The following is a 12,459-nucleotide window of genomic DNA, read 5'->3' on the forward strand; positions in this document are numbered from 1 at the left end:
CCGGCGCCCGCCGGCACCGGATGTCGGCGGGGCCGCGCCAAGCTCTCAGCCGATGCTCATCAGGCTCGCATTGCCGCCGGCGGCGGCGGTGTTGGTGCTCACCGAGCGCTCGCGCAGAAGGCTTTCCAGCGGATAGGCGGCGCCGCCGGCAATGGCCTCGCAGGTGAGGCCGACCACCGGCACGATCGGCCCGTCGCGCCCGGCGATCTCCACATTCAGCCGCCGCAGCGCATCCGCGTCCCCCTCGAACAGCACGACGTCGAAGCGTTCGCCCGCGCGATCGGCAAAGGCGGTCACCGCGCCGGCGACGGTTTCGGGAAGATCGGCCGGCAGCGTGCCCTCGACCAGCGCGCGATTGCCGGTGGCCAGCGCCGCGGCGACCTGCAGGTCGCGGCCGAGAGCGGTGGCCGCCAGGCACAGCACGGTGCCGCGCGGCTCCAGCGCATAGACGTTGCGCTCGCCGACCGGGCCGGGAAGCTCGAAGCTGCGGCCCACCAGCGTCGGCTCGATCGCGGCGGCGGCGCGCTGCTGGTGAGCGCGGTCGGGCAGGTTCTCCACCCACGCCCAGGCCGGCGCCGGGGCGGGGCTGGTGGCCTCGATCGGCGGCGCCTCGGGGCGCATGGCCAGCAGCCGGCGCATGTAGAGCGGCCCGCCGGCCTTCGGACCGGTGCCGGAGAGCCCGTGCCCGCCGAAGGGCTGCACACCCACCACCGCGCCGATGATGTTGCGGTTCACATAGATGTTGCCGGCCTCCACCTGCGCGGTGACGCGGGCGATGGTCTCGTCGATGCGGGTGTGCAGGCCGAAGGTGAGGCCGTAGCCGGTGGCGTTGATCTGTCCGATCACTGCCTCCAGCCGGTCGCGCGGATAGCGCAGTACGTGCAGCACCGGGCCGAACACCTCGCGGCCGATCTGGCCGATATCGTCGATCTCGATCAGAGTCGGCGGCACGAAGGTGCCATGGCGGCACTCGGCCGGCAGGGCGAGCTGTTCGACCGGATGGCCGGCCGCGCGCATGCGCTCGATATGGGCGAGGATGTTCGCCTGCGCCTCGCTGGTGATCACCGGGCCGATATCGGTCGAGAGCCGCACCGGGTTGCCGACCGCCAGTTCCCGCAGCGCCCCCTTCAGCATCGCGAGGACGCGGTCCGCCACGTCCTCCTGCAGGCACAGCACGCGCAGCGCCGAGCAGCGCTGGCCGGCGGAGTCGAAGGCGGAGGCGATGACGTCGCCGACCACCTGTTCGGCGAGTGCCGAGGAATCGACGACCATCGCGTTCTGGCCGCCGGTTTCCGCAATGAGCGGAATCGGTTGGCCCTCGGGGCTCAACCGATCCGCGAGCTGGCGCTGGATCAGCCGGGCGACCTCGGTCGAGCCGGTGAAGATCACGCCGCGCGTGCCGGGATGGGCGACCAGCGCCGCGCCGACGGTGCCGTCGCCGGGCAGGAACTGCACCGCGCCCGGCGGCACGCCCGCCTCGCGCAGGATGCCGATCGCCAGCGAGGCGATGAGCGGCGTCTCCTCCGCCGGCTTGGCCAGCACCGGATTGCCGGCGGCGAGCGCGGCGGCGACCTGGCCGGTGAAGATGGCGAGCGGGAAGTTCCACGGGCTGATGCACACCACCGGCCCGAGCGGGCGGTGGGTGTCGTTGGAGAAGTGATCGCGCGCCTGCGCGCCGTAATAGCGCAGGAAGTCGACCGCCTCGCGCACCTCGCCGATGGCGTTGGGCAGCGACTTGCCGGCCTCGCGCACGATGACGCCGATCAGGGCCGGCAGGCGTTCTTCCATGATGTCGGCGGCGCGGGCGAGGCACTGCGCGCGCTCGGCCGGCGGGGTCGCCTGCCAGATCGGCGCGGCGGCATGGGCCTGCGCGAAGGCGCGGGCGACGAGCTCGGGCGTCGCCTCCGCCACCGTGCCGACCTCGTCGCGCCGGTCGGCCGGGTTGCGGACGGGGCGCGCCGTGCCCTCCGCCGGCCCCTCGCCGACCAGCGGCACGGCATGGAGCGGGGTGGCCGAGCCCGCCAGCAGCGCGGCGGCGAGCGAGCCGAGGCGCTGCTCGTTCGACAGGTCGAGGCCGGCGGAGTTGCGCCGCTCCGCCCCGAACAGTTCCTCTGGCAACGCGATGCGCGGGTGCGGCGCGCCGAGCGGCTCGATGCCCCGCGCCACCTGCGCCGGATCGGCGATCAGCTCGTCGATCGAGACGGCGGGATCGGCGATGCGGTTGACGAAGGAGGAATTCGCCCCGTTCTCCAGCAGCCGGCGCACCAGATAGGCGAGCAGCGTCTCGTGCGTGCCGACGGGCGCATAGATGCGGGCCGGTCGGCCGAGCTTCCCGGGCCCGACCACCTCCTCGTAGAGCGGCTCGCCCATGCCGTGCAGACACTGGAACTCATATTGGCCGGCGTAATAATTGCCGCCCGCCAGCTCGACGATGGTCGACAGCGTCTGCGCGTTGTGGGTGGCGAATTGCGGGAACACCGCGTCGGGGGCGGCCAGCAGCTTGCGGGCGCAGGCGATATAGGCGACGTCGGTGTGCACCTTGCGAGTGTAGACCGGGAAGCCCTCCAGCCCGTCCACCTGCGCGCGCTTGATCTCGCTGTCCCAGTAGGCGCCCTTGACGAGGCGCACCATCAGCCGGTGGCCCGAGCGGCGGGCGAGGTCGACCAGCCAGTCGAGCACGAAGGGGCAGCGCTTCTGGTAGGCCTGCACGACGAAGCCGATGCCGTTCCACCCCGACAGCGTCTCGTCGAAGCAGAGCGCCTCCAGCAGGTCGAGCGAGAGCTCCAGCCGGTCGGCCTCCTCGGCGTCGATGTTGAGGCCGATGTCGTAATGGCGGGCGAGGCGGGCGAGTTCGGCGACGCGCGGCAGCAATTCGCTCATGACCCGCTCGCGCTGGGCGCGGGAATAGCGCGGGTGTAGCGCCGAGAGCTTGATCGAGATGCCCGGCCCCTCATAGATGCCGCGCCGGCCGGCGGCCTTGCCGATGGCGTGGATGGCCTGCTCGTATTCGTCGTAATAGCGCGCGGCGTCCTGCGCCGTGGTCGCCGCTTCGCCGAGCATGTCGTAGGAATAGCGGAAGCCCTTGGCCTCCATGCGCCGCGAATTGGCCAGCGCCTCGGAGATGGTCTGGCCGGTCACGAACTGCTCCCCCATCATCCGCATGGCGATGTCGACGCCCTTGCGGATCAGCGGCTCGCCACCGCGCCCGATCAGCCGGGTGAGCGCGGAGGTGAGGCCCTTCTCGCTGGTGGTGGTGGTGAGCTTGCCGGTGACGACGAGGCCCCAGGTCGCGGCGTTCACGAACAGCGAGGGGCTGTGGCCGAGATGGGCGTACCAGTCGCCCACCCCGATCTTGTCGCGGATCAGCGCGTCGCGTGTGGCGCGGTCGGGAATGCGCAGCAGCGCCTCGGCGAGGCACATCAGCGCCACGCCCTCCTGGCTGGACAGCGAATATTCGTGGATCAGCCCCTCGACGGCGCCCTTCTGGCCCTTCTCGCGCAGCGCGGTGACGAGGTCGCGGGCGCGTGCGGCGACCGCGGCGGCGCGGGCCGGGTGCAGGGTGGCGCCCTCGATCAGCAGCGGCAGGCAGTCGGTCTCCGGCATGCGGTAGGCCGAGGTGATGCGCGCGCGCAGCACGCTCTGGGGCTGGACGCCGCGGGCGAAGTCGAGGAACGGGCTCGCCGCCTCGCCATCCCCGGCGATGAGTTCGGCAAGGTGCGGGGCGCCGCCGTCGGGGGTGGCAGGGGCGGGCTCGCCCGCCTCCACCCGCTCCAGCATGGCCTGGATGGCCTGCTTCACCAGCCAGTGCGGCGTGCGCCCGTGGCGATCGGCGGCGGCCTTGAGGCGCTCGCGCAGCTCGTCGTCGATCTTCACGCCCATGGTAGTGGTCGACATCGCCGGTCTCCTCGTGGGGATCGGCGAGTATTACCATCCGGGTCCGACAGGTGCAACCCATCGGCATCGACAGGTGAAACCCTATGCCGCTCGCGTTGGCCGCGTCACCAGCCAGATGCCGAGCGCGATCGGCAGGATGCCGATAATGTCGAGCGGGGGAATGGCTTCGCCCAACAGCAGCCAACCGAAGAAAAGGCCCAGCGGCGGCATCAGGAAGTGCAGGCTGGAGGCGGCGGTAGCACTCGACCGCGTCAGCAGGTAGAACCACAGTCCGTAGCCGCCGATCGACACGGCGACGACGAGGAAGGCGAGGCCGCCGAACAGGTTCGGCGTGAAGCGGATATCGGCGAAGCTCTCCGTCATCAGCGCCACCGGGACCAAAGCGAGGCCGCCGGCGAGGCACTGGATGGCGTTGCCGCTCCACACGCCGCCGCGCGGGCTGAAATATTTGAAGGCCAGCGTGCCGGTGGCCAGCGCCAGCATGCCGCCCCCGACCAGCAGCGTGCCGGCGAGGCTTTCATGCGCCCCGGCAAGGCGCGAGCGCAGCACGATGACGACGCCGATCAGGCCGAGCGCGATGCCGCCCCATTTGACGAGGCTCAGCCGCTCGCCGAGCAGCGGGCCGGCGAACAGCGCCACCACCAGCGGCATGCAGCTCGTCAGCACCGCCGTATAGGCCGACGAGGTGAAGGTGAGGGCGGTCCAGTTCAGCCCGAGATAGACGGCGTTGTTGACGATGCCGATGCACACCAGCGCCGCCACGTCGCGCCGGCGCATGTTCGGCCGCCCGTCCATGACGAACGCCAGAGAGAGCATGATCGAGCCGGCGAGCAGCAGCCGCACCGAGAGCAGGATCAGCGGTGGGCAGTCCGCCAGCGCCATCTTCGCGCCGGCAAAGGCCGAGGACCACAGCACGCAGAACAGCGCGACCAGGAGGGGCAGCGGCACGCGCGGCATCAGCGGGCCGGCGGATGCGGCGGGGGCGAGGGCAGGGGGTGTGGCGCCGACAGACATGGCCGCCTCCGTTTCAAGGACGGCGGACCATAGTCCCGCAATATGAAATCGGAAAACGAGATGTTCAAATCCGTTTCATGAGAAAAATCGATCCATGTTGTGGCTCCCTCGCGCCCGGTCACCGGCGACGCCAGATCTCGGCATCGATCGATCCCTTCAGCTCCGGCAGGGTCTCGGCGACGAAGGTCGGCCGCTGGCCGGCCGCGCGCTGGGCGAGGTAGTCCCGCGACAGCTTGGCGACGAGGCCCGACAGCAGCACGATCGCGATCAGGTTGATCGTCGCCATCAGGCCCATCGCCGCGTCGGCGGCGTCGAACACCGTGGCGACCGATTCATACGCCCCCCACACCACCATGGCGAGCAGCGCCGCGCGCAGCACGAGCCGCCCCATGTGTCCGCCGACGCCGAGGAACACCAGTGCGTTCTCGGCATAGGAGTAATTGCCGATGATCGAGGTGAAGGCGAAGAAGAAGATCGCGAAGGCCACGAAATAGGGGCCCGCCGCGCCGATGTGGTGCTGCATCGCCGCCTGCGTCAGCTGCGTGCCGGTGAGGCCCGAGCCCGGCACCAGCGCGCCGGAGAGCAGGATCAGCAGCGCCGTGGCGGTGCAGATCAGGATGGTGTCGATGAACACGCCGAGCGCCTGCACGAAGCCCTGGCTCACCGGGTGGTGCGGGTCCGGCGTCGCGACCGCGGCGATGTTGGGCGCCGAGCCCATGCCGGCCTCGTTCGAGAACAGCCCGCGCTTGACGCCGTTCAGCATCGCCGCGGCGATCGATCCGGCGACACCGCCGGCGGCGGATTCCAGCCCGAAGGCGCCGCCGATGATCATCCCGAACACGGCCGGGACGGCGTTGATGTTCATCGCCACCGCGACCAGCGCCACGCCGAGATAGGCGACCGCCATGAACGGCACCACGATCTCGGCGACGCGGGCGATCGCCGGGATGCCGCCGAACACGACGATGCCGGACAGGGCGGCAAGGCCGATGCCGCAGGCGAGCTTGGGCAGGCCGAAGGCGCCCTCCATTGCGTCGGCGATGGAGTTGGCCTGCACCGCGTTGAAGACGAGGCCGAACGAGATCAGCAGGCACACCGAGAACAGCCCGCCCGCCCAGGGCGCCTTCAGCCCCTTGGCGATGTAGAAGGCGGGCCCGCCGCGGTAGCGGCCCTCTTCGTCCTTCACCTTGAACAGCTGGGCCAGCGTCGATTCGGAGAAGGCGGTGGCCATGCCGAGCGTCGCCACCACCCACATCCAGAAGATGGCGCCGGGGCCACCGAGATAGAGCGCCACCGCGACGCCGGCGATGTTGCCGGTGCCGACGCGCGAGGCGAGGCTGGTGCAGAGTGCCTGGAACGGGGTGATGCCGGCGGCGTCGGCCTGGCGCGAGCCGGTGACCGAACGGATCATCTCGGGAAAATGCAGGACCTGGATGAGTTTCAGCCGGATCGAGAAATAGATGCCGACCGCCAGCAGGCCGTAGATCAGCACATAGCCCCAGAAGATGGTGTTCAGAAAGTCGACGACGGCCGCCATGGCCCGACCCCGCTGGCTGGCGCGCCCGGCGGCTTCCGCCCGACTCGGCGCGCAGGTTTCCCAGCGTCCAGTGTGGCGGTGGTCACGTAGGGGCGCAATCGGCCGCAGGCGGCGTCAGGCGATATCCATGAGGATGTCGGCCAGCGCCTCGGGCGCGCTGAAGAACGGCGAATGGCCGGCATCGAGCGCGTGGACGGCGGCGCCGGGCACGTCCGCCTGCATCAGCCGCTGCAGGCCGAGCGGCAGGGCGCGGTCCCTCAGGCATTCGATATAGTGGCGCGGCAACTGGCCGTAGCGCGCCGGCGTGATCATCGAGACCGCCGTGAACGGCGTGTGCGCGTTGACGCCGGTGAGGTTGCGCAGCGCCATGGCGATGTCGTGCTCGCTGCAATCGGAATAGAGCGAGCGGGTGAGCAGGTCGCGCCGCGCGAGATCGATGGCGAGCCCGTCGCGCCCCATGCGCAGCAGGCCCTGCGATTCGACGATGGCGGGATCCTTCAGATAGGTCGGCGTCATCACGTAGTCGCGCGCCGAGAACCGGGCCGGCGCCATGAAGCCGGTGAGATAGACCAGCGCCGCGATCTTCTCCGGGAGGGTCTCGCCCAGCCAGGTGCAGGTGGCGCCGCCGACCGAATGGCCGACGAGGACGGCGCGCCCCTCGACCTGCTCGAGCGCGGCGCGGGTGCTGGCGGCGTAGAGGTCGAGCGTATTGGCGTGGCCCAGCGGAGTGGCGTCGAAGCCGTGCCCGGCCATATCCGGGGCGATCACCGCATGGCCGTTGGCGCCGAGGATATTGGCGACCTTGCCGAAGCAGCCGCCCCAGTGCCACGCCCCGTGGATCAGGATGAAGGTCGCCATCGTTTCCTCGCGCCGCCCGCTGGTATTCTGTGTGCCGTCCTAGCGGGCCGCGCGCGCCCCGTCCAGCCGACGAACGATCGCGTGGCGGCGCCGGGAGCCTTCCGCTCATCGATCCGCCGGAGTATCTTTTCGCGCCATGCTGCGGTTTTGGGCATGCGAGCGAACGGGGATCGGGGATGGCGTACCGCCACATGATCGGTGAGCGAAGCTGGGTCTTCGCTGATCTGAAGGATCTGATGGCCAAGGCGACGCCGCTGCGCTCCGGCGACATGCTGGCCGGCGTCGCCGCCTCCTCGGCGGAGGAGAACGTCGCCGCCCGCATGTGCCTCGCCGAGGTTCCGCTTTCGACCTTCCTCAGCGAGGCGCTGGTGCCTTACGAGGCCGACGAGGTCACGCGCCTCATCATCGACACTCATGACGATGCGGCCTTCCGCCCCGTGGCGCACATGACCGTGGGCGATTTCCGCGACTTCCTGCTCTCGGCGCGCGCGAGCGGCGAGGTTCTCGCCGCGTTGGCGCCGGGGATCACGCCGGAGATGGCGGCGGCGGTGTCCAAGATCATGCGCAACCAGGACCTCATCGCGGTGGCGAAGAAGTGCCGCGTGGTCACGAAGTTCCGCAACACCATCGGCCTGCCCGGCACCATGGCGGTGCGCCTCCAGCCGAACCACCCGACCGACGACGTCGCCGGCATCACCGCCGCCATCCTCGACGGGCTGCTCTATGGTTGCGGCGACGCGGTGATCGGCATCAACCCGGCCTCCGACAGCATCCCCGCGCTGACCGAACTGCTGAAGCTGACCGACGACATCATCGCCCGCTTCGACATCCCCACCCAGTCCTGCGTGCTCACCCATGTCACCACCTCGGTCGAGGTGATCAATCGCGGCGTGCCGGTCGACCTGGTGTTTCAGTCGGTGGCGGGGACGGAAGGGGCGAACGCCTCCTTCGGCATCAGCCTCGCCGCGTTGAAGGAGGGCTATGACGCCGCCGCCTCGCTGAAGCGGGGCACGGTCGGCGACAACGCCATGTATTTCGAGACCGGGCAGGGTTCCGCGCTCTCGGCCGGAGCCCATCACGGCGTCGACCAGCAGACGCTAGAAGCGCGCGCCTATGCGGTGTGCCGGCCGTTCAGGCCGCTGCTGGTCAACACGGTCGTCGGCTTCATCGGGCCGGAATATCTCTATGACGGCAAGCAGATCATCCGCGCCGGGCTGGAGGATCATTTCTGCGGCAAGCTGATGGGCGTGCCGCTCGGCTGCGACGTCTGCTACACCAACCACGCCGAGGCCGACCAGGACGACATGGATACGCTGATGACGCTGCTCGGCGCGGCCGGCGTCACCTACATCATGGGCATCCCCGGCTCGGATGACGTGATGCTGAACTACCAGTCGACCTCGTTCCACGACCAGCTCTATCTGCGCGAGGTGCTCGGGCTTAAGCGGGCGCCGGAATTCGAGGCGTGGCTGCAAGCGATGGGCATCACCGGGCTGGACGGGCGCCTGAAGGACCAGCGCGGTGCCCACCCGCTGCTCGCCGGCGCCAGGGGGCTCGACGCCCGCCTCGATTCGGGGCTCGCGGCATGAGTGGCCCCGAAGACGTCGAGGGCGGCATCGTCATCGAGGATGCGTGGCAGAAGCTCGCCCGCTTCACCCCGGCGCGCATCGCGCTCGGGCGCGCCGGCACCGGCCTGCCGACGCGGGAGGTGCTGCGCTTCGCGCTTGCCCATGCGCAGGCGCGGGATGCCGTGCACACGCCGTTCGACGCGGCGGCCGTGGAGGCCGGCATCGCCGGGCTCGGCCTGCCGACGCTCACGGTCGCCTCCGCCGCCCCGGCGCGCGACGCCTATCTGCGCCGCCCCGATCTCGGGCGGAAGCTGTCGGAGGAAAGCCGTGCCGCTCTGGCGACGGGTGGGCATCCCCCGGTCGACCTCGCCATCGTCGTCGCGGACGGCCTCTCCTCCACCGCGGTGCACCGGCAGGCGGTGCCGTTCCTCGCCGCCTTCCAGCGCTGGATCGGCGAGGCGGGCTGGAGCCTCGCCCCGGTCGTCGTCGCGTCGCAGGCCCGCGTCGCATTGGGCGACGAGGTCGGTTCGCTCCTGAGAGCGCGGGCGGTGGTGGTGCTGATCGGCGAGCGGCCGGGCCTGTCCTCGCCCGACAGCCTCGGCGTCTATCTCACCTTCGCGCCGAAGGTCGGGCGCTCGGATGCGGAGCGCAACTGCATCTCGAACGTGCGCGAGGAAGGGCTCAGCCACGAACTCGCCGCCTTCAAGCTGGCCTGGCTCTTGAGGGAGGCGCTGGTGCGCCAGCTCACCGGGGTCAGCCTCAAGGACGAGAGCGACCTGCTCCTCGTCGAAGGCCGGGTGCCGGCGGCGCTTCCCGCCCGCTGAACCGCGCCGCCGGTCAGGGCAGCTTCACGATGCGCGGATGCACCGCGAGGGCCAGCGCTGCGATCAGCGCCAGCGCCGTCGCCAGCGCCGTGACCATGCCGTTGTGGTGCAGCCACAGCGCCCCCGTCAGTACGCCGGTGACGAAGGCGAGCCACGCCGCGCCATAGGTCGAGGCCTCGCCGGTCGGCTTGCGGTCGCGGATGGCGCGGGCGAGTGCGCCGGCGAAGGAGACCAGCGTGCCGGTGACGAAGCTCTTGCCGATGTCGGCCTTGAGCACGACCTGGTGCGCGCTGTTCTGCATGCCCATGGCGGCGGCGATCGGCAGCAGCGCGTGCGGCCCCGGCGCCGCGACGGTGAGCGCCAGCGCGAGCGCGATCAGCACCGCCTCGCTGCCGAGTATCGCGGACAGCCGCCCCTCGCCGGTGGCGTCGGCGACCAGCGTGCCCACCCCGGCGCCGGCGACGAAGCTGGCGATGATGGAAGCCGCCAGCAGCACGACCGACGTTTCGCCCTCGGCGATCGCCATGCCGAGCCGGGTGGTGTTGCCGCTCATGAACGACAGGTAAAGCTTGCCGAGCGCCGCATAGCCGATCGCGTCGACGAAGCCGGCCAGCGTGGTGACGAGGATCGCGAGCGCGAAATGCATCAGGGCGCCACGAAGGCCGCGATGGCCGGCACCAGCCCCGGCGCGAGCGGGGCGGCGGCGTCGCCATAGGTGGCGAGGTTGGCGGCCCGGTTCGCGGGGGCGCTCTTCAGCACGTGGTTCATGCCCTCGACCACGACCATCTGCGCGCCCGGGCGGGCGGAGGCGAGTTTCCAGGCCTGCTCGGTGTCCACCTGCAGGTCGGTGCCGCCTTGCAGGATCAGCACGGGCGCGGTGGTCTTGCCGAGCTCGGCCGCCGGGTCGCGCTGGAACCACGAGACCATGTAGGGCTGCACCGAGGTCCGGTAGAGCGGCGAAAGCTCGGGTGGCACGTCCTCCACCTCCTCGCCGCGGGCGAGACGCTGGGCGATGGAGCGGGAGGCCTCCTGCAGCGGGCGCGGCGCCCCTGCGGCGGCGAGCTGGCGCTCGATCAGCACCGGCGCGGGATCGCCGGCACCGGCGACGAGGACGAGGCCGGCGACGTCGCTCTGCTGCGCGGCCAGCGTCGCGACCAGCGCGCCCTCGCTGTGGCCGAGCATTACCACACGGGCGATTTCCGGTTGCTGCCGCAGCACCTCGATCCAGCTCACCGCGTCGGCGACATAGGTGTCGATGCGCAGTTGGTCCTCGCGGGTGGTGGTCGCCGCGCTGGCACCGACGCCGCGCTTGTCGATACGCAGGCTGGCGATGCCGTGCTCGGCCAGCGCGTCGCCGAGCTGCTTCAGCCCGTCATTCCTGAGGCCCGGCATGTTGCCGTCGCGGTCCACCGGGCCGGAGCCGGCGAGGATGAGAACGGCCGGCACCGGTGGCGCCGTCGCGTCGGGAAGCGTCAGGGTGCCGTGCAGGCCGCCCTGTTCGACGTCGCGCGTGATCCGCGCCTCGGCCGGGCCGGCGAGGGCGACGGCGCAGAGGAGGGCGCCCCAGGCGCGCGGGATCAGGGTTTCCACCGGTAGATCCATCCGTAGCGCTCCATCGCCGCCTCGCCCTCGCGCGAGCGCAGCACGAGGTCGCGCAGCAGCCGTGCCGGGCCGGAAAGGTGATAGATGCGGTCCATGCCGCGCGCGGCGCGCTGCACCCGCGCCGTGCGGGCGCGACGCTGGTTCTCGTAGCGGCGCAGCGCCGCGACGATGTCGCCCCGCCCGGCGCGCAGGCTCCTGCCGAGCACGACGGCATCTTCCAGCGCCTGCGCCGCGCCCTGCGCGAGGAAGGGCAGCATGGCGTGGGCGGCGTCGCCGAGCAGGGTGACGCGGCCCTTGCCCCAGCGCCGCAGCGGAGGAAGATCGAACAGCGCCCAGCGCAGCCAGTGGTCGGGCGTCGCGAGAAGGGTCTGCGCATCCGCGCTCCAGCCCTCGAAATGCTCGACGAGTTCCTCGCGCGCGGCGCTGGCGCCCCAGCCATGGGCGGTGCGCTCGTCCGGCGTCACCGCGACGAGGTTGACGGCCGCCCCGGCCCGCACCGGATAGCTGACGAGGTGCGCGCGCGGGCCCAGCCACAGCCGCACGGTCGGCGCCGCCAGGTGCGGGGGCAGGTCTTCGGCGGCGACGGTGGCACGCCAGGCGGCGCGGTGGCGGAAGGAGGGATCGCGCCCCATCCCGAGCCGGCGGCGCACATTCGAGCGCAGCCCGTCGGCGCCGATCAGCGCGATCGCGTCGTGTTCCTCGGGCAGCCCGGCATGGCTGCAGCGGACGGTGATCCCGTCGGGGCGCTCCTCGACATCCTCCACCGTCCGGCCGAGCAGGAGGCCGATGCTCGGCTCGGCCCGTGCCGCTTCCAGCAGCGCGGCCTGGAGGTCGGCGCGGTGGATGACGAGGAAGGGGGCGCCGAAGCGCTTGCGCGCCTTCGCGCCGAGCGGCGCGTGGCTGAGCATCTCGCCGGTGAGGCCGTTGACGATCTCGAGGGCTTCCGGGCGCACCGCCCGCGCGGCGACACGCTCATAGAGGCCGAGCGCGTTGAGGCTGCGCGTCGCATTGGCGGCGAGCTGCACGCCGGCGCCGGCTTCTTCCAGCGCCAGAGCCCGCTCCAGCACCACCACCTCGAAGCCCGCGCGGGCAAGCGCGATGGCGGCCGCGAGGCCGCCGATCCCGGCGCCGGCGATCGCGATGCGGCCGGCCGCCACGGGGG

9 protein-coding genes are annotated in these 12,459 nt (G+C 71.3%); 2 read left to right on the forward strand and 7 right to left on the reverse strand.

Annotated features, from left to right (window positions below; all coding sequences use genetic code 11):
• Nucleotides 1-45: 45 nt before the first annotated feature.
• The 4 genes from putA to ACEUEL_RS05640 all read right to left on the reverse strand — a co-directional run bounded on the left by putA (nucleotide 46) and on the right by ACEUEL_RS05640 (nucleotide 7,303).
• Nucleotides 46-3,894, reverse strand: a complete 3,849-nt coding sequence (putA, locus tag ACEUEL_RS05625) for a trifunctional transcriptional regulator/proline dehydrogenase/L-glutamate gamma-semialdehyde dehydrogenase (RefSeq protein WP_405703023.1) — start codon at nucleotides 3,892-3,894, stop codon at nucleotides 46-48.
• Nucleotides 3,895-3,975: 81 nt separating this feature from the next.
• A complete protein-coding gene (locus tag ACEUEL_RS05630) occupies nucleotides 3,976-4,908 on the reverse strand; it encodes a DMT family transporter (protein ID WP_405703024.1) in 933 nt (310 codons plus the stop codon).
• Nucleotides 4,909-5,026: 118 nt separating this feature from the next.
• Entirely contained in the window at nucleotides 5,027-6,445 is a 1,419-nt protein-coding gene (locus tag ACEUEL_RS05635) for an alanine/glycine:cation symporter family protein (protein WP_405703026.1), read from the reverse strand.
• Between the two features lie 114 nt (nucleotides 6,446-6,559).
• Nucleotides 6,560-7,303, reverse strand: coding sequence for an alpha/beta fold hydrolase (locus ACEUEL_RS05640; protein WP_405703029.1), 744 nt, complete (start codon nucleotides 7,301-7,303; stop codon nucleotides 6,560-6,562).
• Nucleotides 7,304-7,479: 176 nt separating this feature from the next.
• On the opposite strand from ACEUEL_RS05640, the gene ACEUEL_RS05645 reads away from it, so the two are divergent.
• Both ACEUEL_RS05645 and eutC read left to right on the forward strand, forming a co-directional pair.
• Nucleotides 7,480-8,892, forward strand: a complete 1,413-nt coding sequence (locus ACEUEL_RS05645) for an ethanolamine ammonia-lyase subunit EutB (RefSeq protein WP_405703031.1) — start codon at nucleotides 7,480-7,482, stop codon at nucleotides 8,890-8,892.
• Nucleotides 8,889-9,695, forward strand: coding sequence for an ethanolamine ammonia-lyase subunit EutC (eutC, locus tag ACEUEL_RS05650; RefSeq protein ID WP_405703033.1), 807 nt, complete (start codon nucleotides 8,889-8,891; stop codon nucleotides 9,693-9,695). The genes ACEUEL_RS05645 and eutC overlap by 4 nt, the downstream gene beginning before the upstream one ends.
• A 13-nt stretch (nucleotides 9,696-9,708) precedes the next feature.
• Here eutC and ACEUEL_RS05655 read toward each other — a convergent pair whose 3' ends face one another.
• The 3 genes from ACEUEL_RS05655 to ACEUEL_RS05665 are packed head-to-tail and all read right to left on the reverse strand — an operon-like array spanning nucleotide 9,709 to nucleotide 12,454.
• On the reverse strand, nucleotides 9,709-10,341 hold the full coding sequence (locus tag ACEUEL_RS05655; protein WP_405703035.1) for a YoaK family protein: 633 nt from the start codon (nucleotides 10,339-10,341) through the stop codon (nucleotides 9,709-9,711).
• The gene (locus ACEUEL_RS05660; protein ID WP_405703038.1) at nucleotides 10,341-11,285 is read right to left on the reverse strand and encodes an alpha/beta hydrolase; all 945 of its coding nucleotides are present in this window, start codon (nucleotides 11,283-11,285) and stop codon (nucleotides 10,341-10,343) included. Before ACEUEL_RS05660 ends, ACEUEL_RS05655 begins: the two co-directional genes overlap by 1 nt.
• Nucleotides 11,273-12,454, reverse strand: coding sequence for an FAD-dependent monooxygenase (locus ACEUEL_RS05665; RefSeq protein WP_405703040.1), 1,182 nt, complete (start codon nucleotides 12,452-12,454; stop codon nucleotides 11,273-11,275). The genes ACEUEL_RS05660 and ACEUEL_RS05665 overlap by 13 nt, the downstream gene beginning before the upstream one ends.
• Nucleotides 12,455-12,459 lie beyond the last annotated feature (5 nt).

This window comes from Ancylobacter terrae (assembly GCF_045108345.1).
Taxonomy (GTDB): domain Bacteria; phylum Pseudomonadota; class Alphaproteobacteria; order Rhizobiales; family Xanthobacteraceae; genus Ancylobacter.

Excerpts from the sequence above, each read along its gene's own strand:
- ACEUEL_RS05630 (WP_405703024.1), bottom strand. The coding sequence starts at position 4,908 with ATGTCTGTCGGCGCCACACCCCCTGCCCTCGCCCCCGCCGCATCCGCC.
- ACEUEL_RS05640 (WP_405703029.1), bottom strand. The coding sequence starts at position 7,303 with ATGGCGACCTTCATCCTGATCCACGGGGCGTGGCACTGGGGCGGCTGC.
- ACEUEL_RS05645 (WP_405703031.1), top strand. The coding sequence starts at position 7,480 with ATGGCGTACCGCCACATGATCGGTGAGCGAAGCTGGGTCTTCGCTGAT.
- ACEUEL_RS05635 (WP_405703026.1), bottom strand. The coding sequence starts at position 6,445 with ATGGCGGCCGTCGTCGACTTTCTGAACACCATCTTCTGGGGCTATGTG.
- putA (WP_405703023.1), bottom strand. The coding sequence starts at position 3,894 with ATGTCGACCACTACCATGGGCGTGAAGATCGACGACGAGCTGCGCGAG.
- eutC (WP_405703033.1), top strand. The coding sequence starts at position 8,889 with ATGAGTGGCCCCGAAGACGTCGAGGGCGGCATCGTCATCGAGGATGCG.
- ACEUEL_RS05655 (WP_405703035.1), bottom strand. The coding sequence starts at position 10,341 with ATGCATTTCGCGCTCGCGATCCTCGTCACCACGCTGGCCGGCTTCGTC.